This is a genomic window from Ruegeria sp. BHSC043, assembly GCF_059612985.1.
This window is the reverse complement of the sequence record NZ_JBXWRS010000025.1, coordinates 1-20238: the sequence shown is the minus strand read 5'-3', so window position 1 is coordinate 20238 and position 20238 is coordinate 1. Positions and strand designations below refer to the sequence as shown.

Sequence of the window (20238 nt, the reverse complement as noted above, 5' to 3'; positions counted from 1 at the left end):
GTTCTTGATGCCGACCGCCGACTGATAGCCGTTGATCTCGACAACCTTGTCAACCAGCAGGAACGGATAGCGATGCGGCAGGATCCGTTGGATCAGCTGGATGTCGGCGCTCTTGGTGTCCGTGGTCATGTTCCGGGTGTCCTGTTTTCGAGGTGTGGTTTCCGCGTGGTTAGCAATACCACCGTGCGAGAGCAAGCCGCGCTAGGGTTCGTCACGCTCTTCCAGCCCGGCCCCGTCGCCGATGGCCGCGTCGATCCGCCGGATCGCCACATCGGTGATATCCGAGGCATCCGAGCTGAGAAAGACGTTCGCGCGTTCGATAATGATCGACGCCCCCGTATCGCGCAGCAGATCGATTAGAACAGGGCGTGACAGTTCGACAAACCTGACCCGCGCCTCTTCGCTGCGTCGCGACAGCGCATCCAGTTTGGCACGCTGGCTTTCGCGGTGCGACTGCACTTTCTGGTCGAACGCTTCGGCCAACGGTTGAAACTCGTCCGGGGTCAAGACGCTGCGTTTGTCGGTCAGCTCCTTTTCCTCGCGGCTCAGCTCGGCCACGATGCGTTCGTTCTCCTCGGCCAGTGCACGGCTTTCCGCCTCGATCTCGGCCCGGATCCGCTTGCCGAAGGCCGACTCGGCGAACATCCGGTCACTGGATATGGTCAGCACCCCCGATTGCGGAATGCCCAACTGCTGAGCCGATGCGGGGCCCGCCGCCAAAGCGAATGCCAAAATGCACAGGGCCCGAAGAGGGCCCTGCACTGTTCTGGATATGTGTTTCAGCATGAACGTCAGAACCGCGCCTGAATGGTGAAGTCAAAGTTCTGTTCTTTGTCGAAGTCTTCCTTGACCAACGCTTTCGAGAAGTTGAAGCGCAAGGGGCCAAACGGCGTATCCCACAACAGCGACACGCCTATGACATGGCGGAGCGACCCGTCGGCGCCGACGATATTGGCCCCGGTCGTGTCGACATTGTCGATGTCCCAAAGGTTGCCGACGTCATAGAAGACACCGCCGCGCAGGCCCAGTTCCTCGGGCAGGCCCAGCGGGAAATCGGACTCGAAGCGCGCCACCCAGTAAAGGTTGCCGCCGATCGCGTCGTCCTGGCCGTTCGACAGATCCCGTGGGCCTAGACCGGCGGGTTCGAACCCGCGGAAGATGTTGGGCCCCAGAACATAGCGGTCGAGGGTTCGGCTGAAGTCGTCTCCCTGCCAATGCAGGGCGCCGGCCTCGAACGAAGCGCGCAGGGTCATCTCCTCGTTCAGCACCTTGGTCTGGGCGATGGCGCGGGCGGAGGTCTTGAGGAACTTGTTGTCCCCGCCCAAACCGGCGGCATCCACGCCGACTTCGAGCAACGCACCCGCGTTGGGGTTCAACCCGCCGATCCGGCTGTCATAGACATAGGACAGGCCGAGCGAACTGGTCGACCGCTTGCCCTGCGCGATTTCCGAAGCGATCACCGCCCCGTTCACCTGACTGTCCTGCTGCGTCATCTCGCTGTCGTTCCAGTTGTAGCGCAGCTTCAGCGCCGACAGCTCTCCGATCGCATAGCTCAGCTGCGGGTTGAAGAACACGGTCTTGGTGTCATAGCTGGCAAAGCTCGAGTTCGTGGAGGACAAACCAAGCCCCAGATCGAAGCGCAGTTTGCGGCCCAGAAGGTAGGGTTCGGTGAAATTCAGGATGTACTGTTCTGAATCCTGCGCCGTCGACAGCGTCACACCCAAAGCCTGCCCTCGGCCCAAGAAGTTCCGTTCTTCGAGCCCGATCGCGATGCCGAACCCGTCCGAGACCGAATAGCTGCCGCCCAGGCTCAGCGAGCCGGTGGGTTGCTCCTCGACATCGACATCCACGATGACCTGACTGGGGCTGGACCCTTCGCGCGTGTCCACGTCGGCGACCGCAAAGAAGCCCAGCGCACGAATACGCTCGGCGCTCTGGCGGATTTCACGCGGGTTGAACGGATCACCCTCGACCGTGTCGAACTGGCGCCGGATCACCCGATCCAGCGTTGTTGTGTTGCCTTCGATGTCGATGCGTTCGACGAAGATGCGCGGCCCCTTGGTCAGGACGAACTCGACATCCAGCGTCAGGTCGCGGTTGTTGCGGGTCACCCGCGGCTCGACCCGCAGGAAATCGACGCCGTTTTTCAGGCCCAACCGCTCCTGGCGGGTGATCGAATTCTCGATCAGCGTGGGCGAATAGGTCACGCCGGGCTTGATCTTCAACGCGGCTTGATAGGGCGCTGCGTCGACACCGGGAATCTCGCTGACGGTCGTCACCTTGCCGAACGAAAATTTCTGTCCTTCGGTGATATTCATCACCAGATAGAACGCATCCCGTTCGCGGGTAAATTCGACATTGGCGCTGTTGACGCGAAAATCTATGTAGCCGCGCGACAGGTAGAAATCACGCAGCACCTGCTTGTCGAACTCGATACGGTCGGCGATGAACGTATCGCCGCGCAGGAAGGTCCGAAGGATGTTGGCCTGTTTGGTTTCCAGCACGCGCCGAAGGCGGCGGTCGGAATAGGCGCGGTTGCCCACGAAGCTGACGCGCTCGATCTCGATCGTGGTGCCTTCGGCGACCTCGAACACCAGATCAACGCGGTTGTCGCTGCGACGGATGATGCGCGGAATGACGGTGGCGGATACCCTGCCCTGTGCCGAATAGATCTCCGCGATCACGTCGGCATCAGCCTCGGCCACCTGCGGGGTGAACACTCGGCGCGGCTGCGACGAAATCGCATCCAGCAGGACGTCATCCTTGACCCGCCGGTTGCCCTCGATGCTGATGCGGTTGATCGTCGGGTATTCCTGGACCTTGATCGCAAGCGTGCTGCCGCGCGGGGTCAGCTCGACTGTCTCAAAAACACCACTGTCAAGCAAACGCTGATAAGCGTCGTTCAGCTGGCCCGCCGTTACGGTCTGACCGGGCGTGATTCCCGTCCGGCTGATGATCGTCGAGGTTTCAATACGCCGGTTGCCTTCGACATCGAACGAATTGAACGTGTACGACTGTGCCCAGGCGGATTGCGAAAATACCGCAAGCCAAAGCGCTGAAACGAGGAAAAAACCCGATAGAAGCTGCCACAAAATGTTGGTTTCGGCCTCGACTGCACCGCAGGATATGCCCGCGTCTTCCCTGTATGCCATGTTTATCTCTGCCTGGTTCTGGGACTTTGAATTTGAGTACCGTTAATGGCACATCTTGTCAAAAGCCCAAAAGCAAAACGCGGCCGCAAGGGGCCGCGCAGCTAGAACCGGTGCTGGTAAAGAATCACAAAGAGGCCAGAAATGCCCCGCCCGCCAAGGCCAGCGCGGTGATGCCAAAGCTGAGCAGAAAATCCCAGTTCAGGACGAACAGGAAGTTGACGCCCTGATATGATTTTCGCAATGCACCTGTCATGATCTTCAGCCCGGTTCGTTGGAAACGAGTATCACCTACGTCGCAATTGAGGCGAATTTGCGGCGCCCGGAAGGCGCCGCTGCCCCAATCAGCAAAACAGATCGTTGCCGAGCGCGAAGATCATCAGGGTCAGGATCACTGTCACGCCGATGCCCATCATGATCTGGAATACCCGCTCGCTGGGCGGCTTACCCGAAACCGCCTCGTAGGCGTAGAACATCAGGTGGCCACCATCCAGCGCGGGGATCGGGAACAGGTTCAACAGGCCCACGGCGGTGGACAGCACCGCGATGAACGACACGAAATTCTGCGCCCCCTGGCTGGCCATGTCGCCCGAAGTTTCGGCAATGCCGATCGGCCCCGACATGTTGCAAGTGCTGATGGCCCCGGTGATCATGTGCCAGATGCCCGAAAGCGAGCCCTCGATGATTCGCCAAGTCTGTTGCAGGCCGGCACCTGCGGCCTCGAACAGCCCCGCCGGTTCGGTGGCCGGCTCCAGCATCAACCCGCCGACGATCCCGATCCGCCAATGGGTCTTGAAACCACCATCGGGCTGCGGTTCGTCGGTACGGCGCGGGGCCAGCGCGAATTCAAGCTCGGCCCCATCGCGCCAGACATCCAGCAACAGCACCTTGCCGTTCGAGCTTTCGACCTTGTCCTTCAACTGATCGAAAGCAAATATCGGCTCTCCGTCCACTGCGGTGATCACGTCGCCGGGCGCAAGCTGGATATCCATCGCCGCGCTTCGCGGTGCGACCCGGCTGATCAGCGGCGGAAACAGGTATGGCGCCTCGACATCGATGGTCTGTCCGTCGCGCTTTACGGTGTAGGTCAGCACGGGCTCTTCGGGCAGTGCATCGGTGAAATCGGTCCAGGCGTCCTCGGCGTCGAAATCCGGCACCGGGATTCCCTCGATCGCCAGGATCTCATCCCCTTCGCGCAGCTCTTGCACGGTTCCCGGCAGCGGTTTCAGCGTGCCCGCGGTCAAAGGTTCGCGGGTCACCCCCTGCGACCAGAAGATCGCCGCGAATACCAAAATCGACATGACAAAGTTAAACACCGGTCCGGCCGCCACCGTTGCCGTGCGCGCCCACAGCGGCGCTCCGTGCATCGTATGACGCAGTTCTTCGGGGCTTTTACTGGCGATCTCGTCAATTGCCGCCGAATCCTTGCCCGACGCCGCGTTTGAATCGCCCAGGAATTTGACGTAGCCCCCAAACGGCAGCACCGCGATCTGCCAGCGCGTGCCGCGCTTGTCCACGCGGCTCCACAGAACCGGGCCGAACCCGATCGAGAACACCTCGGCATGGATCCCCGACCAGCGCCCGACGATATAGTGGCCGTATTCATGCACGGCGACGATCACCGACAGGGCCACGACGAAGGCAGCGATCGTGTAGATCAATCCACCAAATTGCGGGATCAGCGAGAGTATGTCCAAAAGTCTATCCTGCTCTTCTCAGTACGGCGTCATCCACCCATTGACGTGCCAGATGGTCCGCTTTCAACACGTTATCAAGGGTCATCGGGGCATCAATGAGGCCGCCTGCGTCCTCGAACCGGTCCAGAACCGCCGCCACCGCGTCGGACATGTCGAGAAATCCAATGCGCTGGCCTATGAAGTGATCCAGTGCACGTTCCTTGGCGGCGTTGAACACTGCACCAGACAGACCTCCGCGCGCCATGACCTCGCGCGCCAGCCGCAGCGCCGGATAGCGCGCCGGGTCGGGGTCACGGAACCGCAACTGTCCCAGACGGGCCAGATCCAGCCGGGGTACCGGCAGCTCGCGCCGCTCGGGCCAGTGCAGCGCATAGCCGATCGCGTGGCGCATGTCGGGCGCGCCCAGATGCGCCATCACCGCCCCGTCGCGAAACCCGACCAACGCGTGAACGATCGATTCGGGGTGGATCACGACCTCGATCCGGTCGGGCGCGATACCGAAGAATTCCTTTGTTTCAATGACCTCCAGCGCCTTGTTGAACATCGAAGCGCTGTCGATGGTAATACGCTGACCCATGTCCCAGTTCGGGTGGCTCGACGCCTGCTCGACCGTCGCCTGCGCCAGCCGCTCGACCGGCCAGTCGCGAAACGCCCCACCGCTGGCGGTTATGATGATGCGCTCGACCGCGGCCATGTCCTCGCCCACCAGCGCCTGGAACACGGCGGAATGCTCGCTGTCCACCGGCAGCAGGCGCGCACCATGCCGCCTTGCTGTCTCAAGCACCAGAGACCCGGCACAGACCAGTGTTTCCTTGTTGGCCAGCGCCAGCGTCGCCCCCTGTTCCAGTGCCGCCAGCCCGGGCGCCAGACCCGCCGCGCCGACGATGGCCGACATCACCCAGTCGGCCGGACGCGCCGCGGCCTCGACCAGCGCGGTCGCCCCGGCCGCTGCTTCGATTCCGCTGCCTTCCAACGCGGCGCGCAGGTCTTCCAACCTGTCGTCGAACGCGGTCACTGCGACCTGCGCGCGCAGGCGCCGGGCATCCTCGGCCAGTTGCCGGATATTCGCGCCACCGGTCACGGCCACCACGTCATAGACGGTCGGGTCCCGCGCGATCAGGTCGATGGTGTTCTGCCCGATGGAACCGGTGGCGCCAAAGATGGAGACCTTGCGCATCACATCTCTCCGGGGGCGTAGAACAGACTTGCAATCAGAACCAGCAGCGATGCCCCCATCATGCCGTCGAACCGGTCCAGAAACCCGCCGTGGCCCGGAATCAGGTCCGAACTGTCCTTGACTCCGAATTTCCGCTTGGTCGCGCTTTCCACGATGTCTCCCGCCTGGCTGGCCATCGAGGCCAGAACCGAGATCAGAACCAGCCCGGGCCCGAGGCTTGCATAAACCGCGAACGCGGCGCCCACCAAAGCAGCGGCCACCCAGCCGCCCACCGTACCCGACCAGGTTTTCTTGGGGCTGACCTTGGGCCAGAATTTCGGCCCGCCGATGGCCTTGCCCGCGAAATAGCCCGCCACGTCGGTGGCGACGACGACCGCGATCAGCCAGATCATCCAGCCAAAGCCCATGTTCTCGCGGATCGAGATGAATCCGAAACCCGCCGCCGCGATCCAGATCGCAAACAGAGCATAGATCCCGCGCGCGCGCCCCACCTGCCCGGCTCCGACCAGCGCCGGCGCGATCAGAACCGGCAAAGTGGCCACCGGCGGCAGATAGGTGGCCAAAAGAACCGCCACGGCGGTCAGCACGGATAATTGCACCGCAACTCCGGCCCGCTGCGGGTCAACCATGCGGACCAGTTCCCAGATCATGATACCGCAGGCCGCGGCGATGAAGGTCTCGAACCACAGCCCGCCCAGCCAAACCTCGACCGCGCCGATTGCCACCAGAACCACCGCCGACAAAACGCGGACGGTCAGATCGGACCAACGCCCGTCACTCATGCGGGGACGGCTCCGAACCGGCGTTCACGCGATCCGTAGCTTTTGCACAGTCGCTCAAGCTCCGAGGCCGTGAAATCCGGCCACAGCGTTTCGATGAACTCGTATTCCGAATAGGCCGACTGCCACAGAAGGAAATTCGAGATCCGCGCCTCGCCACTGGTCCGGATCACCAGATCAGGATCGGGCAGAACCCGCGTATCCAGGTATTTCGGCAGCGTCTCCTCGTCCACGTCATCGGGGCACAGCTTGCCTTCGGCGACATCCCTGGCCAACCGTTTGGTTGCGCGAGCTACCTCGTCCCGGCCTCCGTAGTTCAGCGCCACGGTCAGATGCACCAGGTCGTTGTCGGCAGTTTCCCGTTCCAGCTGGTCCATCAGCTCGATCAGCTTGGCATCCAGCCGGACCCGGTCTCCAATGAACCGGACCCTGACACCGTTTTCGGCAAGCGTCCGGGTTTCCTTTATGATGTACCGCTTGAAAAGGCTCATCAGACCCGCAACTTCAACCTGAGTCCGCTTCCAGTTCTCGGTCGAAAAGGCAAAGATCGTCAGGTATTTGATCCCCAGTCCCGGGCAGGCTTCGACCACTTCGCGTACGCGCCGCGCCCCGGCATGATGCCCGTACAGACGCGGACGGCCACGGGCCTGAGCCCACCGCCCGTTGCCATCCATGATGATGGCCACATGGCGCGGCCCGCACAACTCGCCGATCAGGGGATCCTTGGGCATCTCCGCGTCTCAGACCTGCATGATTTCCGCCTGTTTCGCCTCAAGCGCGGCGTCAACCGCCTTGATCATCTGGTCCGTCAGTTCCTGCACCTCGCTCTCCCAGAATTTTTGGTCATCCTCGGACAGGCCGTCAGCCTTGGCCTTTTTGATCTGGTCCATCCCGTCACGGCGCACATTGCGAATGGCCACGCGGGCATGTTCGGCATACTGGCCGGCCACCTTGCCCAGTTCGCGCCGGCGTTCCTCGTTCAGCTCGGGGATCGGCAGCATGATGATGGTGCCGTTCAGTTGCGGGTTGATGCCCAGACCGCTCTCGCGGATTGCCTTTTCCACCTTGCCGACCAGCGACTTGTCCCACACGTTGATGGTGACCATGCGCGGTTCGGGGACGTTAACGGTGCCCACCTGGTTGATCGGAGTCATCGACCCATAGGCGTCAACCATGATCGGATCCAGCATCGAAGCCGAGGCCCGGCCGGTGCGCAGCGACGCAAACTCGGTGCGCAGATTGGCCATGGCGCCCTCCATGCGGCGCTTCAGATCGTCGGTATCCAGTTCGAAGTCATCAGACATGCTGCTCACTCCCCTTATTCAGGTCTGTTTGCTAGGGTCATAAGCCATCGCAAATGGGATGTATAGCAATGATGATCGTCAAATGCCTCGACAGCAGGACACCGTTTGCCCCCGTACGTCGATACGTGAACAAAAACCGGCCCCAATGAGGCCGGTTCCGATTTGACGACAATCCGCCCGTCAGGCATTCACGTCCAGCACGACGCGACCCTTGACCCGGCCTTTCAGAATGTCTTCGCCCAGTTTTGGCAGATCCTTCAGCGTTGCCGGCTGGATCATCGAATCCAGCTTGTCCATCGGCAGGTCCGTCGCGATCCGTTTCCACGCGCGTACGCGATTGTCGTAGGGCTGCATCACGCTGTCGATTCCCAGCAGGTTCACCCCCCGCAGCAGGAACGGAATCACCGTTGCCGGCAAAGCCGCGCCCCCCGCCAACCCGACGGCGGCGACCGAGCAGCCATATTTCATCTGTCCCAGCACACGCGCCAGCATCGAACCACCCACTGCATCGACACACCCGGCCCATGTCTCGCTCTCGAGCGGGCGTTTGGTGGTCTCATTCAACTCCTCGCGCGGCACGATGGTCGCAGCGCCCAGAGATTTCAGATACTCCCCGGCCTCCGGGCGCCCTGTCACGGCCGCGACTTCGTAACCCAGATTCGCCAGGATCGCGGTCGCGACCGAGCCCACGCCACCGGCCGCACCGGTCACCAGAACCGGACCTCGATCCGGCGTCAGACCATGATCTTCCAGCGCCATGACCGCCAGCATCGCGGTAAAACCGGCGGTTCCCACCGCCATTGCCTGGCGCGTGCTCAACCCCTGCGGCAGAGGCACAAGCCAATCGGCCAGCGCGCTGGCTTTCTGGGCATACCCGCCCCAATGTGCCTCACCCACGCGCCACCCGGTCAACACCACCTTGTCGCCGGGTTTGTACCTGTCGTTCGAGGAGTCTTCTACCGTTCCCGCATAGTCGATCCCCGGCACATGCGGATAGTTGCGAACCAGACCACCGCCTTTGGGTGACATGCACAAACCATCCTTGTAGTTGACGGTCGAGTACTCCACGGCCACCCGCACATCCCCATGCGGCAGATCGTCTTCCGAAATCTGCTTGATCACCGGGGTTGCCAGCCCGCTTTCTTCGTCCTTCTCCATTACCAAAGCGTTGAACATGCTCACATTCCTTTCCTTCCTCTCGGCCAGACGACTTCTTCATCTGGCCCCAAATATCCCGGGGGAGTCGCGCAGCGACGGGGGCAGAGCCCCCTTCCCGGCTCAAATCCAGAACTTCGCCTGCACGACTGCATCCCGCATGCCGTCCGGTGTCTCGACCTCAATCCGTGTTCCCGGATCCCAGTGGCTCAGCCGCAGCATACCGATCGACACGTTGGTTTGGAAATCCGGCGACCAGGTGGCCGAAGTCACCTGACCCACGCGCTTGCCGCCACCATATACCGGCCACGGCCGATCACATGGTGGCACCGCTTCACCCTCGATCGCGATCGGGCGGATTTGCTGAACCGGCCCCTCCTTGGCCACCCGCAACAGCGCATCCCGCCCGATGCAGCCAATGGCCGTATGCGTGTTGCAGAACTTGCCCAACCCGCACTCATGGGGCGTGTTGTCGTCAGTCATGTCATTGCCGTAAGACAGCAACCCGCCTTCGATCCGCTCGATCAGGTTGGGGCAACCCGCCCGAACCTGCAGGTCCTCTCCGGCGGCAAACAGGGCGTTCCACAAGGGCATGCCGATGTCGCCGCCCTCGACATAGATCTCGAACCCGCCCTGTTTGGAATAGCCCGACCGCGCAATCGCCAGATCACGCCCCTCGAACTGGAACATGTCGAACTTGAAGAACCGGATATCACGCACCCGGTCGCCAAAGACCCGCGCCATCAGATCATCCGACTTGGGTCCCTGCACCGCCAAGGGCGACACGTCCGGCTCGTCCACCAGAACATCCAGTCTATACCCGTTGGCCAGGCCCTTGACCCACAACAGCAAGTCGCTGTCTGCGATCGAGATCCACCAGCGGTCATCCGCCAGTTTCACCGCCACGGGATCGTTCAGCATGCCCCCTGTTTCGTCCACGATCGGCACATAGTAGCACTGACCCGGCAACATGCCGCGCAGGTCGCGCGGGGTCAGCATCTGCATCAGCCGCGCCGCATCGGGGCCGCGCAGTTCGACCTGCCGCTCGCAGGCCACATCCCAGACCTGCACATGGGTCTTGAGATGCCGATAGTCGGCCTCGACGCTTTCAAACACCGTCGGCAGCAACATCCGGTTGTAGACGGTATAGCCTTTGACACCGGCCGCCTCGACCCCGTCAGAGAACGGCGTGCGCCGCAGCCGGCGCGACAAAGAAATCTGTGGCACTTAGACCTCCTCGGGCAAGAAAACGAGATCGCTGACCGGCGCCTCAGAGCCGGCCTCGGTCAGCATTTTGTGGATTTGCCCCCGGTGATGCGTCTGATGGCTGTAGAAACCGATCACACACTCTGCGTAAGGCATTGTAATATTTTTCTCTTTCACTCCGGAGTACCAAGCGAGCAACCCACTGATCGGGTCATCTCCCAGGGTATCCGCCCAGGCGCCGATCCGCGCGTCGATCGTTTCGCGCAGCGGCAACCAGTGAGCCAGATCGGGGCACAGATGGACGCTCTCATGGATACCGCCGCCTTTGCTGTCCGGGGGGCTGTTCGGGCCCGGACCCGCGTCGAACCGCGACATCCAGATCCAGTCGCCCCAAAGCAGATGGTTCGCCGTGCCCAGGATCGACCCAAAAAACGCGCCGCATTCCCGGGTCAATTCCACGGGCGAAAGCTCATGAAGAAAGCCCGCCAACTGGCTGTTTTGCCAACGGTTATAGCGGGCCATTCGCCGGGCAAAGGCGCCGGTGATCATTACCGGGGCCCGTGCCAGTCGATCTGACAGATCTCGGCGGAGCGGCCGTCGAAATCCCAGACCCGGCCGAAGGCGCGCACCTTGCCCTTGGTTGCGGTGGCAACGGTGATGTCCGGGCCCATCCAGTATTCGGTGTTGGTGACGACGATCTCCTTGCCGTCCTTGCCCTCAACCGGGACCACCGCACCCTGGATCTTCTTGCCGACCATCAGGCGGCGTTCCTTGCCTTCGGTTTCGAAATGTACCGGCGATCGCTCGGCCCCCAAGAACTCGCTGACCAGAACCGAGAACAGCCCCGTCGTACCGCGCGCCGCGCCCGAGAAGATGTTGACCAGCCCCTCATAGGCCGCCTCGGACGCGCGGTCGTCGATGAAGGCCGCAGCCTTCCAGTTGCCGCGCCCCATGTTGCCGGGGATTTCCAGGAACAGGCCCACGTTCAGACCCGACAGGTCCGCGTCGCCATATTGGCCCTCATCGATGCGGATGCCCGCCCAGGCCTGGCAGTAGCCCTCGGTCGGCGGATGCTTCCCAAGGCTGACCACGCAGGGGCAGAACACCGTGCAGTTGCAGTTCAGGATCAACTCGCCCTTGATGGTCCAGGGCACCGTGCCCACCGTATCCAAAGCCATGTCTGTCTCTCCTCTTGTCAGACTGTCGTAAACGCGACCCAGGCGGCCCCGATCAGCAACGCCACGCCCAGCGGGCGGGTCACCAGTCGGCCCAGGTCGGGCAATTTTTCGAAAACCATCAGCATCGTGGCCAGCCCCATGAAGGCCAGGTTCATCACGCCACCCACGAAGGCCAGCAGCATCAGCGCCCAGCAGCAGCCCAGGCACACCAGCCCCAGCCGCAGGCCATTGCGCCACGGGCCCTCGTCCCAATGCTGGATGAAGAAGGTCAGCGGATGACGGCACTTGCTCAGGCAGGCCTCTTTGATGGCTGAAAACTGGTACAGGCCGGCGACGGCCAGAAGGCCTGCGGACAGCAGCCCCGAAACGCTTTCGCCCAGCCCGTTCAGCGCGCCCGCCCGGTACAGCGCCATTTGCGCCAGCGCCGCCAGAACGGAAAAGCCCAGCCAGACCGTCAGATACCCTGCCAACAGATGCCCGAACCGAGTGCCGGGCGCGGCATGGGACAGGTCGTCATAGGTGGCAAAGGCAGGCAAAGCCGTCGGCGCCATCATCGCCGCCGACATCAGCGCCCACATGGCCACCATCTTCAGCAGGCCGGCCGCATCAGGGGTCAACGTGCACAGGCTGCGCCAGAAATCTTCGCCGTATACCGCACCAAGGGCGCGCATCTCGGCCGGCACCGCCATCAGGTACAGCGCCCCCCAGGCCGACAGGATCGCAGCGAACAGGCCCAGCCAATGCGGCGCTGTCATGGCTCTTATCCGGTCCACAGTCACGGCCCTCCCTACGACTCACTCCTTGCTTTTCAAATGTCAGACTTTTAAATGTCAGACAAATAAATTTTTCACGGTGACCCCAAGAAGATGAAAATCGACCCGCAGAAAAGCACCGACCTATCTGCGCAGATCGCCCAGGCCATCCGCGATGCGATCGTATCCGGAGAGCTGATCGTGGACGAGCGCCTGCCCTCGGAATCCGAGCTGGCGGATCAGTTCCAGGTGTCGCGTCCCACCGTGCGTGAGGCGCTGAAGCGGCTGGCGGCACAGTCGTTGATCCGCACCCAGCGCGGCGCGACCGGAGGTGCGTTCGTCAACCGGTTGAGTTTCCAGGACGCCTATTCCCAGCAGATCACGACTTCGACGCTGCTGCTGTCGATGAACGAGGTCAGCTTCGACACCGCCTGCGAGGCCCGCTATGCGTTGGAACGGGCCTGCGCGCCCCTGTCGGCGCAGCGGCGCACCGCAGATCAACTGGCCACCATGCGCGCGGAAATTTTCCGCCAGGCGCAACCCGGTTTGACGGATGAGGCCTTCTGCGCCTCGGACGTGGCTTTTCACCGGGCGCTGGTCGATGGTGCGGGCAACCCTGTCCTGTCCTATCAACTGGCCGGCGCGGTCGAGGCGATGCAGCCCCTGATGAACATGATCACCTTTACCGCCCGCTCGCGCGAGGAGATCATCCGCCTGCACAGCAAGATCGCCGACGCGCTGGAGGCGCAAGACGCCGAGACCGTCGACGCTGCGCTGGTCGAGCTGGAAACCTACACGCGCCACCTTGCCCATGACGTGGCTGAACGTCGGCGGAAACCGGCCTGAGCGCCGCTTGAATAATTCTTGACGCATCACATCAACGGAAAGGACACTCGGGCAGGCAGACCATCATCCGGCGGGAAGACCGGCACTCTCAATAAAATTGATTTTCAATGACTTACGGGAGGACGTTATGAACAAAAGACCGGATCCGACATTTTATCCATCCGCCAAACTGGCCATGGAGGCCCCGCCCGAGACCCTGGCCTTCACGCTGATGCTCAGCCCTGATTTCTCGCAGCCCGACGGTTTGGCCGTTGTAAACGTCGACCCAACTTCGGGCGACTACGGCAAGATCGTTCACAAGGTGATGATGCCCAACAAGGGCGACGAGTTTCACCATTTCGGATGGAACGCTTGTTCCTCGGCCCTGTCGCCGCTGACCGGCCACGCCTTCCTTGAGCGCCGGTACCTGATCATCCCCGGTATCCGCTCGAGCCGAATCTATGTCATCGACGTGAAGGACCCGCTTCAGGCCTATATCCACAAGATCATCGAACCCGAGGAAGTCTTTGCAAAAACTGGATATTCCCGCCCGCACACGATCCACTGCGGCCCCGAAGGCATCTATGTCAGCACCCTGGGCGGCGGCGGCGAGAAGGGCACTGACGGTCCACCGGGCATCTTCATCATGGACTGTGAAACCTTCGACATCATCGGGCGTTACGAGATCGAACGCGGCGTGCAGGACAAGCACTATGATTTCTGGTGGAACCTGCCGCGTGACTACATGGTCAGTTCCGAATGGGGCCTGCCGCCGCAATTCGAAAACGGCCTGCTACCCGAGGACCTTCTGTCGAACAAATATGGCCACCGGATCCATTTCTGGAACCTGCGCGACCGCACCAACATCCAGACCATCGACCTGGGCGAGAACCACCAGATGGCGCTGGAGATCCGGCCTGCGCACGATCCTGTCAAGGAATACGGGTTCTGCGGCGTGGTGGTCGACACCACCAACCTGCAGGGCGCGATCTTTACGTGGTGGCGCGACAAGAAAGGCAAGTTCCACGCCAAAAAGACCATTACGATCGACCCCCAACCCGCTGATCCTGCTGATCTTCCCGAACTTCTTAAAGGGTTCTTAGCGGTGCCGCCGCTGGTCACCGACATCGACCTGAGCCTGGATGACAAATACCTTTACGTCGCGTGCTGGGGTACCGGTGAAATGCACCAATACGATGTCTCGGACCCGATGAAGCCCAAACTGGCCGACAAGGTCGAGATCGGCGGAATCGTCAAGAAGACCAAGCACCCCAACGGCAAGGACTTTGGCTATGGCCCGCAAATGGTCGAGATCAGTCGTGACGGGAAACGCGTCTATTGGACCAATTCGCTCTATTCCACCTGGGATGATCAGTTCTACCCCGGCGAGCGCGGCGCGGCGATGGTCAAGGCGGATGTCGGCAAAAAAGGCGGCCTGAAGCTCGACAGGAACTTCTGGGTCGAATTCCCCAAAGGTTATCGCGCCCATCAGATCCGGCTTGAGGGGGGAGACTGCTCCACCGACAGTTTCTGCTACCCTTCGGTCTGAATTGGACGTCTTGATGACATCGACGGCCGGCCTCTGGCTGGCCGTTTTGCTGAGCGGCGCCTATCACGGGCTGAACCCCGGCATGGGCTGGCCGCTGGCCGTGTCGGCTGCATTGATGGAGCAACGTCAATCCGCCTTGTGGCGCGCGTTGGCAGCCCTGGCGGGCGGGCATTTCTTGGCGATGCTGGGCGTACTGCTGCCCTTTGCGGTGATGACCATCCTCGTAGACTATCAGCGCGAAATCCGGATCGGAGCAGCCCTGATCGTGATCGCCATGGGCCTCTACATCGCGATCACCCGTCGGCATCCACGGTTCTTGGCGCGCGTGCCGCCCAGTAGGCTGGCACTGTGGTCGTTTCTGGTGGCGCTGGCGCATGGTGCGGCGCTTATGCTTGTGCCGATCTATCTGGGCCTGTGCGGACTGGACGACTTGGATACCGGCCACAGAGCCGTGTCAGAGATCATGGGCACCAATGGCCTGCTGGTTCTGACGGTGGCCGCGGTCCATACCGGCGCGATGATGCTGGGTGGCGGCGCGCTGGCGTTCGCGGTCTATCGCTGGCTGGGCCTGCAATTCCTTTCGCGCAGCTGGTTCAACCTGGAAATGGTCTGGGCGCTCAGTCTGATCCTCGTGGGCGTGCTCGGCCTGTGGGCCGCAATCTGAGGTCTTCCCCCTGCCCCAAAACAGATTAGGTTCGATTGGCAGGCATTTGAAACGCGAGGCCCCCATGACCGGAACACTCAACATCATCGCAGCCCTTCTGACCATCGGCTTTGGCCTGTTCGGCTTTCTGGCTCCGGCCTGGACGGCAGCCTCGCTGGACCTTGCGCCCACCAACAGCACGATGGGCCTCAGTGAAATGCGCGCCTCGGTCGGCGGACTGTTCGTCGTGACCGGAATCGCGGTATTGTGGCTGAACCACCCGATGGCCTACGCGATGTTGGGCGTGATCTATGCGGGCGCGGCGCTGGGTCGGTTCGTGTCCGTTCTGCTGGACAATCCGCCCTTGGCCAAGGCGTTGACCTTCGGTGGTATCGAGCTGGTGCTGGCAATCTGGCTGATCGCCGCCAACCTGGCGAAGCCCGCGTGATCGGTTGAAAAAATCGCCATGATCCCGCGCCTTGGGGGTTTGCATCCGCAAAAATCCTCACCTATATAAGTCCTGTCCTTCGGGACTATGGACATAAACGCGCTCGTAATAAGCGGATCGGACCCGGGGGCGGTACCCGGCGGCTCCACCATATATCCTTCATTTGGGGATCATGGGGCCGAAACAGGATCGACGAACGTCTAAAGGGGTTAGCTTTGTCCCGGCTGTCTGCCACCGTTACCGGCGAAAACAGTACAATTGCAAATGACAATCGTGCTCCGGTTGCCGTTGCTGCGTAAGCAGTAACCAGACCGAAACTTAAGTCCTTGCGCCTAGCCGCGTAAGGCGGGGTTCGCAGGTACCTGGCAACAGAAACCTGCACTTTCCCAACCATTTGTCTGCGTTTTTTGCCCAGATCCTGACGGCGTTCAGGGTTTCTTCACCTCTATGCGCCAGCCTCTCCTCAGCTAGACAGGAGAGATGGGATGCCTCATGCAGAGATTCTTCGGGCCTGGTACTCGGAGGTTTGGGAAAAAGGCAATGTTGACGCGATCGACGAATATTTCGCGCCCGAAACGATGGCCGAAGGGCTGATACCGGAAATGCAGGTCGGCGTGGACGATTTCCGCGATCTGGTGATGGCCTTCCGTCATGTTCTAGGCGACATTCAGGTGGGCCTGCCGAAAATCATCGAAAGCGGCGACTGGGCCTCGGCGGTCCTGCATGTAAGGACATCGCGTGCCGACAATGGTGCGCCGCTTGAGGTCACCGGACAGGTCATGGCGCGGTTCAAGGGTGACAAGATGGTCGAAGCCTACAATCAGTTCGATTTCGTGTCGCTGTTCGAACAACTAGGCCAGTTTCCGCAGGACACGCTGCCCGTATGCATGACCGGACAACGTCTCGATTGGGCCTGACCGGTTCTTGACCGCACAGGCAAAGCCCGCATAGCAAGGACCGAGACCGGCAACGCTCCCGCCCAGGCAGGGCGCGGATTGCCACATCTCGAAATGCGGAAGGGCGTGTTCCATGGCGGGGCCGGTGTTTGGGGATTACTATCAAATGCAGTGTCGAATTCCCCCGCCGAGCATGCGGCCTCTGCTTGAGCACACGCGCCTGCGCACGCCGACCCTCGGCACTCCGGCAGTCGCCTCGGTCATGGCCTGCGGATGAGCCCCTCGGTCGCGGATCTTGTCCGGGTGTTCGGCCGTATCGGATTGCTGTCCTTTGGTGGGCCAGCCGCCCAGATCTCGTTGATGCACCGGGAACTGGTGGACCGCCGTGCCTGGCTGGACGAACAGACATTTCTGCGCGCCCTGTCGCTGTGCATGCTGCTGCCCGGCCCCGAGGCGATGCAACTGGCCACATATGCCGGCTGGCGCCTGCGCGGCGTGCCCGGCGGGCTGATCGCGGGCGCGCTTTTCGTTTTGCCCGGCGCAATCGTGATCGCTGCGCTGGTGATGCTCTATGCCGCCTATGGCGACCTGCCGCCTGTCCAGGCGGCTTTTCTGGGTGTCAAGGCGACCGTCATTGCAATCGTGCTGCAGGCCGTGATCAACCTGTCGCGCAAGACCCTCTCGGGGCTGCAGTCTCGAGTTATCGCGGGGGTGGCTTTTCTGGCCATTTTTGCACTAAACCTGCCCTTCCCGCTGATCGTCGTATCGGCCGGTTGTTGGGGGTACTTTATGTCCCGCACGACACATCCGCCGTCCGATCCGGGTCGGCTCCCAGCGGAAAGGCACGCGATACGCACCGCCTTGGTCTGGATGACGCTTTGGCTTTTGCCGCTGGCTCTGCTGACGGCGTCGGGTCAGACGCTGCTGGCCGATCTGGGCTGGTTCTTTGCCAAACTGGCGGTTGTCAGCTTTGGGGGCGCCTACGCGGTGCTGTCCTACATGACCCAGACGGTGGTGGCGCAGCATGGCTGGATCTCGGCCGACCAGATGATCGATGCGCTGGGCCTAGCCGAGACAACTCCGGGGCCTCTGATCCTGGTGACCCAATTCGTGGCCATGCTGACCGGTCAGATCGCCGGTGGCCCCGGTTTGGCCCTGGCCGCAGGCGCGGTCGCACTTTGGGCGACTTTCGTCCCCTGCTTTCTTTGGATCTTCCTGTCGGCCCCATATCTGGATCACATCGCCCGGAACCCGCGCTTGTCCGGCGCCTTGAGCGCAATCTCGGCGGCTGTCGTCGGGGTGATTCTCAACCTTTCGGTGTGGTTCGCGCTGAACATGATTTTTGCAGACGTGGCCCGATACGGCCTTGGCCCCATCTCAATCCCGATACCCGTTCCATCCAGCCTGAATTTTCAGGCGCTTGCACTGACAGTTGCCGCCGGGCTGTTGATATTCCGACTGAAATCTGGTTTCGGGGTCGCGTTGGCCGCCATGGCCGCAGCAGGTTTGGCCCTGCATTTTCTTTGAACAATCCGGCGCTGCCGGGCCTTTCGTTTCCGCCCGAATCCCTTATGCTTGGGGCAACCACTTTCGAGGACAAGACATGTCGCAAGGCATCGACTACGGCAACCTAATGCACACCGCCATGCGCGGCCTGATCAAGACCGTTCTGCAACGGGTCTCGGAGTCGGGGCTGCCCGGGGCGCATCATTTCTTCATCACATTCGACACCCGCACACCCGGTGTTGAAATTGCCGACTGGTTGCGCCAGCGCTACCCGGATGAAATGACGATCGTGGTGCAGCATTGGTTCGAAAACCTGAGCGTCGATGACGACGGCTTTGCCATCACGCTGAATTTCGGAGATTCGCCCGAACCGCTGTATATCCCCTTTGCGGCAATCCAGACCTTCGTGGACCCGTCGGTCGAATTCGGGCTGCGCTTCGAGGGCCCCGAAGAAGACGAAGAGGAAATCGCGGCGACCGAAGAGGACTCGATCGAAGTCGAGCCCGAGGACAAGCCGCACCACGACGCCGACATCGTATCGTTGGACAGTTTCCGCAAACAGCCCTGATCGGCCGATTGTAGAGCTGAAACGCTATTTCCTGCGCAGGAACGTATCCACTGACCGCGCCTCGCGCCCGTCGCTGAAGCGCGAGAAGGACAGGTTCAGCCCGCCTTCGGCCAGCGTTCGGTCATATTGCTGCAGTTCATAGTCGCCTTCGTGGTCGATAAACAGGGAAAACACGGTCAGCGTGTCGCCGACTATGCGGCCCCATACGAAGGGTTCACCCTTCATTGGATCCAGCGGCACTTCGTGGCCGAACACGTTGCGTTTCATCGCCGCCGAATAGATCTGAGGGCGGTCCGACGGCCGGAAGTCAACCGAGAACGACTGCTCTTTCACCCGGCCATCCGCCTTATATGTCACTGTTGTCCAACTGACATTGAACCCGTCATCGGTTTCGGAGATGCGCACGCTCATGTCGCGCGGGGTCGCGGTTCCGTCCGCATCCACGACCTGGGCCGACCCGACATAGTCACCGACAAAGGGCCCGATATCCGCTGCGCCGGCCTGAACTCCGATCAGCATCGCCACGACAGCCGCCCAAACCCGCATCTGCGCAAACTGTGATTTTTTCAGCCCCAAACGAAACATCCCGACCTCTCCGTTTCCCGCCCTTCGCATTCTAGACACGCGGGCCACCGGCACAATGGCAGATGGGACGACCACCCGAAAAAAAATGACGCACCTCGCCCGGCTATACCTTTTCTGCCCATCAGATTAAGGTGCGCGCAACTGGCCGATTGCGCCGCGGCGTGGCTGCGGCTAAACGGCATGCGACTGCATACCAGACGGAGTGACAGATGTCTCAGACCCGCACCGAATCCGACAGTTTTGGCCCGCTCGAGGTTCCGGCCGACAAGTACTGGGGAGCGCAGACGCAGCGCTCGATCATGAACTTCCCCATCGGCTGGGAGAAACAGCCCGTCGCCATCATCCGCGCGCTGGGCGTGGTCAAGAAGGCCTGCGCCATGCAGAACAAGGCAACGGGCAAGCTGGACGCACGCATCGCCGACGCCATCATCGAGGCCGCCGGAGAGGTGATCGAGGGCAAGTTCGACGACAATTTCCCTCTGGTCGTCTGGCAGACCGGTTCGGGCACCCAGTCGAACATGAACGCCAACGAAGTCATCGCGAACCGCGCGATCGAGATTCTGGGCGGCGTGATCGGTTCGAAGGACCCGGTGCACCCGAACGATCACTGCAACATGGGCCAGTCGTCGAACGACACCTTCCCAACCGCGATGCACATCGCCACCGCAATGAGCGTGCGCGACGTTCTGCTGCCGGGGCTGGAAAAGCTGGCCGCCGGGCTAGAGCAGAAGTCGGCAGAATTCAAGGATATCATCAAGATCGGCCGCACCCATACCCAGGACGCGACCCCGCTAACCCTGGGCCAGGAATTCAGCGGCTAT

Annotated in this window: 22 protein-coding genes, 1 other RNA gene and 1 pseudogene; 9 read left to right on the top strand and 15 right to left on the bottom strand. The window is 61.7% G+C overall.

The window, feature by feature from the left end:
• From AC2FMM_RS17880 to AC2FMM_RS17815, 14 genes and pseudogenes are all read right to left on the bottom strand, one after another.
• Nucleotides 1–129 (bottom strand): annotated as a pseudogene (locus AC2FMM_RS17880) (3-hydroxyacyl-ACP dehydratase FabZ); the annotation flags it as partial.
• A gap of 72 nt (nt 130–201) precedes the next feature.
• Nucleotides 202–786, bottom strand: coding sequence for an OmpH/Skp family outer membrane protein (locus AC2FMM_RS17875; RefSeq protein WP_496679953.1), 585 nt, complete (start codon nt 784–786; stop codon nt 202–204).
• Nucleotides 787–791: 5 nt separating this feature from the next.
• Nucleotides 792–3152 (bottom strand): outer membrane protein assembly factor BamA, encoded by a 2361-nt coding sequence (gene bamA, locus AC2FMM_RS17870; protein WP_496797302.1) that lies wholly within the window; start codon nt 3150–3152, stop codon nt 792–794.
• A gap of 124 nt (nt 3153–3276) precedes the next feature.
• Nucleotides 3277–3405: a hypothetical protein gene (locus AC2FMM_RS17865; RefSeq protein ID WP_496688350.1), complete on the bottom strand. Its 129-nt coding sequence runs from the start codon at nt 3403–3405 to the stop codon at nt 3277–3279.
• Nucleotides 3406–3493: 88 nt separating this feature from the next.
• The gene (gene rseP / locus AC2FMM_RS17860; protein WP_496741226.1) at nt 3494–4846 is read right to left on the bottom strand and encodes an RIP metalloprotease RseP; all 1353 of its coding nucleotides are present in this window, start codon (nt 4844–4846) and stop codon (nt 3494–3496) included.
• A 4-nt stretch (nt 4847–4850) separates the two neighbouring features.
• On the bottom strand, nt 4851–6023 hold the full coding sequence (dxr, locus tag AC2FMM_RS17855) for a 1-deoxy-D-xylulose-5-phosphate reductoisomerase (protein ID WP_496688346.1): 1173 nt from the start codon (nt 6021–6023) through the stop codon (nt 4851–4853).
• Nucleotides 6023–6805: a phosphatidate cytidylyltransferase gene (locus tag AC2FMM_RS17850; RefSeq protein WP_496688344.1), complete on the bottom strand. Its 783-nt coding sequence runs from the start codon at nt 6803–6805 to the stop codon at nt 6023–6025. The genes dxr and AC2FMM_RS17850 overlap by 1 nt, the downstream gene beginning before the upstream one ends.
• Nucleotides 6802–7533: an undecaprenyl pyrophosphate synthase gene (uppS, locus tag AC2FMM_RS17845; protein WP_496679945.1), complete on the bottom strand. Its 732-nt coding sequence runs from the start codon at nt 7531–7533 to the stop codon at nt 6802–6804. Before uppS ends, AC2FMM_RS17850 begins: the two co-directional genes overlap by 4 nt.
• Nucleotides 7534–7542: 9 nt before the next feature.
• Nucleotides 7543–8106, bottom strand: a complete 564-nt coding sequence (gene frr / locus AC2FMM_RS17840) for a ribosome recycling factor (protein ID WP_496688340.1) — start codon at nt 8104–8106, stop codon at nt 7543–7545.
• Between the two features lie 180 nt (nt 8107–8286).
• Nucleotides 8287–9282, bottom strand: a complete 996-nt coding sequence (acuI, locus tag AC2FMM_RS17835) for an acryloyl-CoA reductase (RefSeq protein ID WP_496741230.1) — start codon at nt 9280–9282, stop codon at nt 8287–8289.
• A gap of 102 nt (nt 9283–9384) precedes the next feature.
• Nucleotides 9385–10488, bottom strand: coding sequence for a dimethylsulfoniopropionate demethylase (locus AC2FMM_RS17830; RefSeq protein ID WP_496679940.1), 1104 nt, complete (start codon nt 10486–10488; stop codon nt 9385–9387).
• Nucleotides 10489–11016, bottom strand: a complete 528-nt coding sequence (locus AC2FMM_RS17825) for a DinB family protein (RefSeq protein WP_496797301.1) — start codon at nt 11014–11016, stop codon at nt 10489–10491.
• Nucleotides 11016–11645 (bottom strand): DUF1326 domain-containing protein, encoded by a 630-nt coding sequence (locus AC2FMM_RS17820; protein ID WP_496711134.1) that lies wholly within the window; start codon nt 11643–11645, stop codon nt 11016–11018. Before AC2FMM_RS17820 ends, AC2FMM_RS17825 begins: the two co-directional genes overlap by 1 nt.
• 17 nt (nt 11646–11662) lie before the next feature.
• Nucleotides 11663–12400, bottom strand: coding sequence for a DUF2182 domain-containing protein (locus AC2FMM_RS17815; RefSeq protein ID WP_496797300.1), 738 nt, complete (start codon nt 12398–12400; stop codon nt 11663–11665).
• Between the two features lie 111 nt (nt 12401–12511).
• On the opposite strand from AC2FMM_RS17815, the gene AC2FMM_RS17810 reads away from it, so the two are divergent.
• From AC2FMM_RS17810 to AC2FMM_RS17775, 8 genes are all read left to right on the top strand, one after another.
• Complete coding sequence (locus AC2FMM_RS17810; RefSeq protein ID WP_496688332.1) at nt 12512–13243, top strand: FadR/GntR family transcriptional regulator; 732 nt, start codon at nt 12512–12514, stop codon at nt 13241–13243.
• A 127-nt stretch (nt 13244–13370) separates the two neighbouring features.
• Nucleotides 13371–14771: a selenium-binding protein SBP56-related protein gene (locus AC2FMM_RS17805; protein WP_496797299.1), complete on the top strand. Its 1401-nt coding sequence runs from the start codon at nt 13371–13373 to the stop codon at nt 14769–14771.
• A 13-nt stretch (nt 14772–14784) separates the two neighbouring features.
• Complete coding sequence (locus tag AC2FMM_RS17800) at nt 14785–15435, top strand: hypothetical protein (protein ID WP_496797298.1); 651 nt, start codon at nt 14785–14787, stop codon at nt 15433–15435.
• A gap of 64 nt (nt 15436–15499) precedes the next feature.
• Nucleotides 15500–15862 carry a DUF4345 family protein gene (locus tag AC2FMM_RS17795; protein WP_496711138.1) on the top strand — a complete coding sequence of 121 codons (363 nt, stop codon included), beginning with the start codon at nt 15500–15502 and terminating at the stop codon, nt 15860–15862.
• A 35-nt stretch (nt 15863–15897) separates the two neighbouring features.
• Nucleotides 15898–16245, top strand: a transfer-messenger RNA (tmRNA) gene (ssrA, locus tag AC2FMM_RS17790).
• A 102-nt stretch (nt 16246–16347) separates the two neighbouring features.
• Complete coding sequence (locus tag AC2FMM_RS17785) at nt 16348–16779, top strand: ester cyclase (protein WP_496797297.1); 432 nt, start codon at nt 16348–16350, stop codon at nt 16777–16779.
• Nucleotides 16780–17031: 252 nt separating this feature from the next.
• Nucleotides 17032–18285, top strand: coding sequence for a chromate efflux transporter (chrA, locus tag AC2FMM_RS17780; protein WP_496797296.1), 1254 nt, complete (start codon nt 17032–17034; stop codon nt 18283–18285).
• A gap of 76 nt (nt 18286–18361) precedes the next feature.
• Nucleotides 18362–18832: an SspB family protein gene (locus AC2FMM_RS17775; protein WP_496679924.1), complete on the top strand. Its 471-nt coding sequence runs from the start codon at nt 18362–18364 to the stop codon at nt 18830–18832.
• Nucleotides 18833–18856: 24 nt separating this feature from the next.
• Here AC2FMM_RS17775 and AC2FMM_RS17770 read toward each other — a convergent pair whose 3' ends face one another.
• Nucleotides 18857–19417: a hypothetical protein gene (locus tag AC2FMM_RS17770; protein WP_496711141.1), complete on the bottom strand. Its 561-nt coding sequence runs from the start codon at nt 19415–19417 to the stop codon at nt 18857–18859.
• Between the two features lie 209 nt (nt 19418–19626).
• Here AC2FMM_RS17770 and AC2FMM_RS17765 point away from each other — a divergent pair.
• Nucleotides 19627–20238 (top strand): lyase family protein (locus AC2FMM_RS17765; RefSeq protein ID WP_496797295.1); only part of this gene is annotated, 612 nt, incomplete at its 3' end.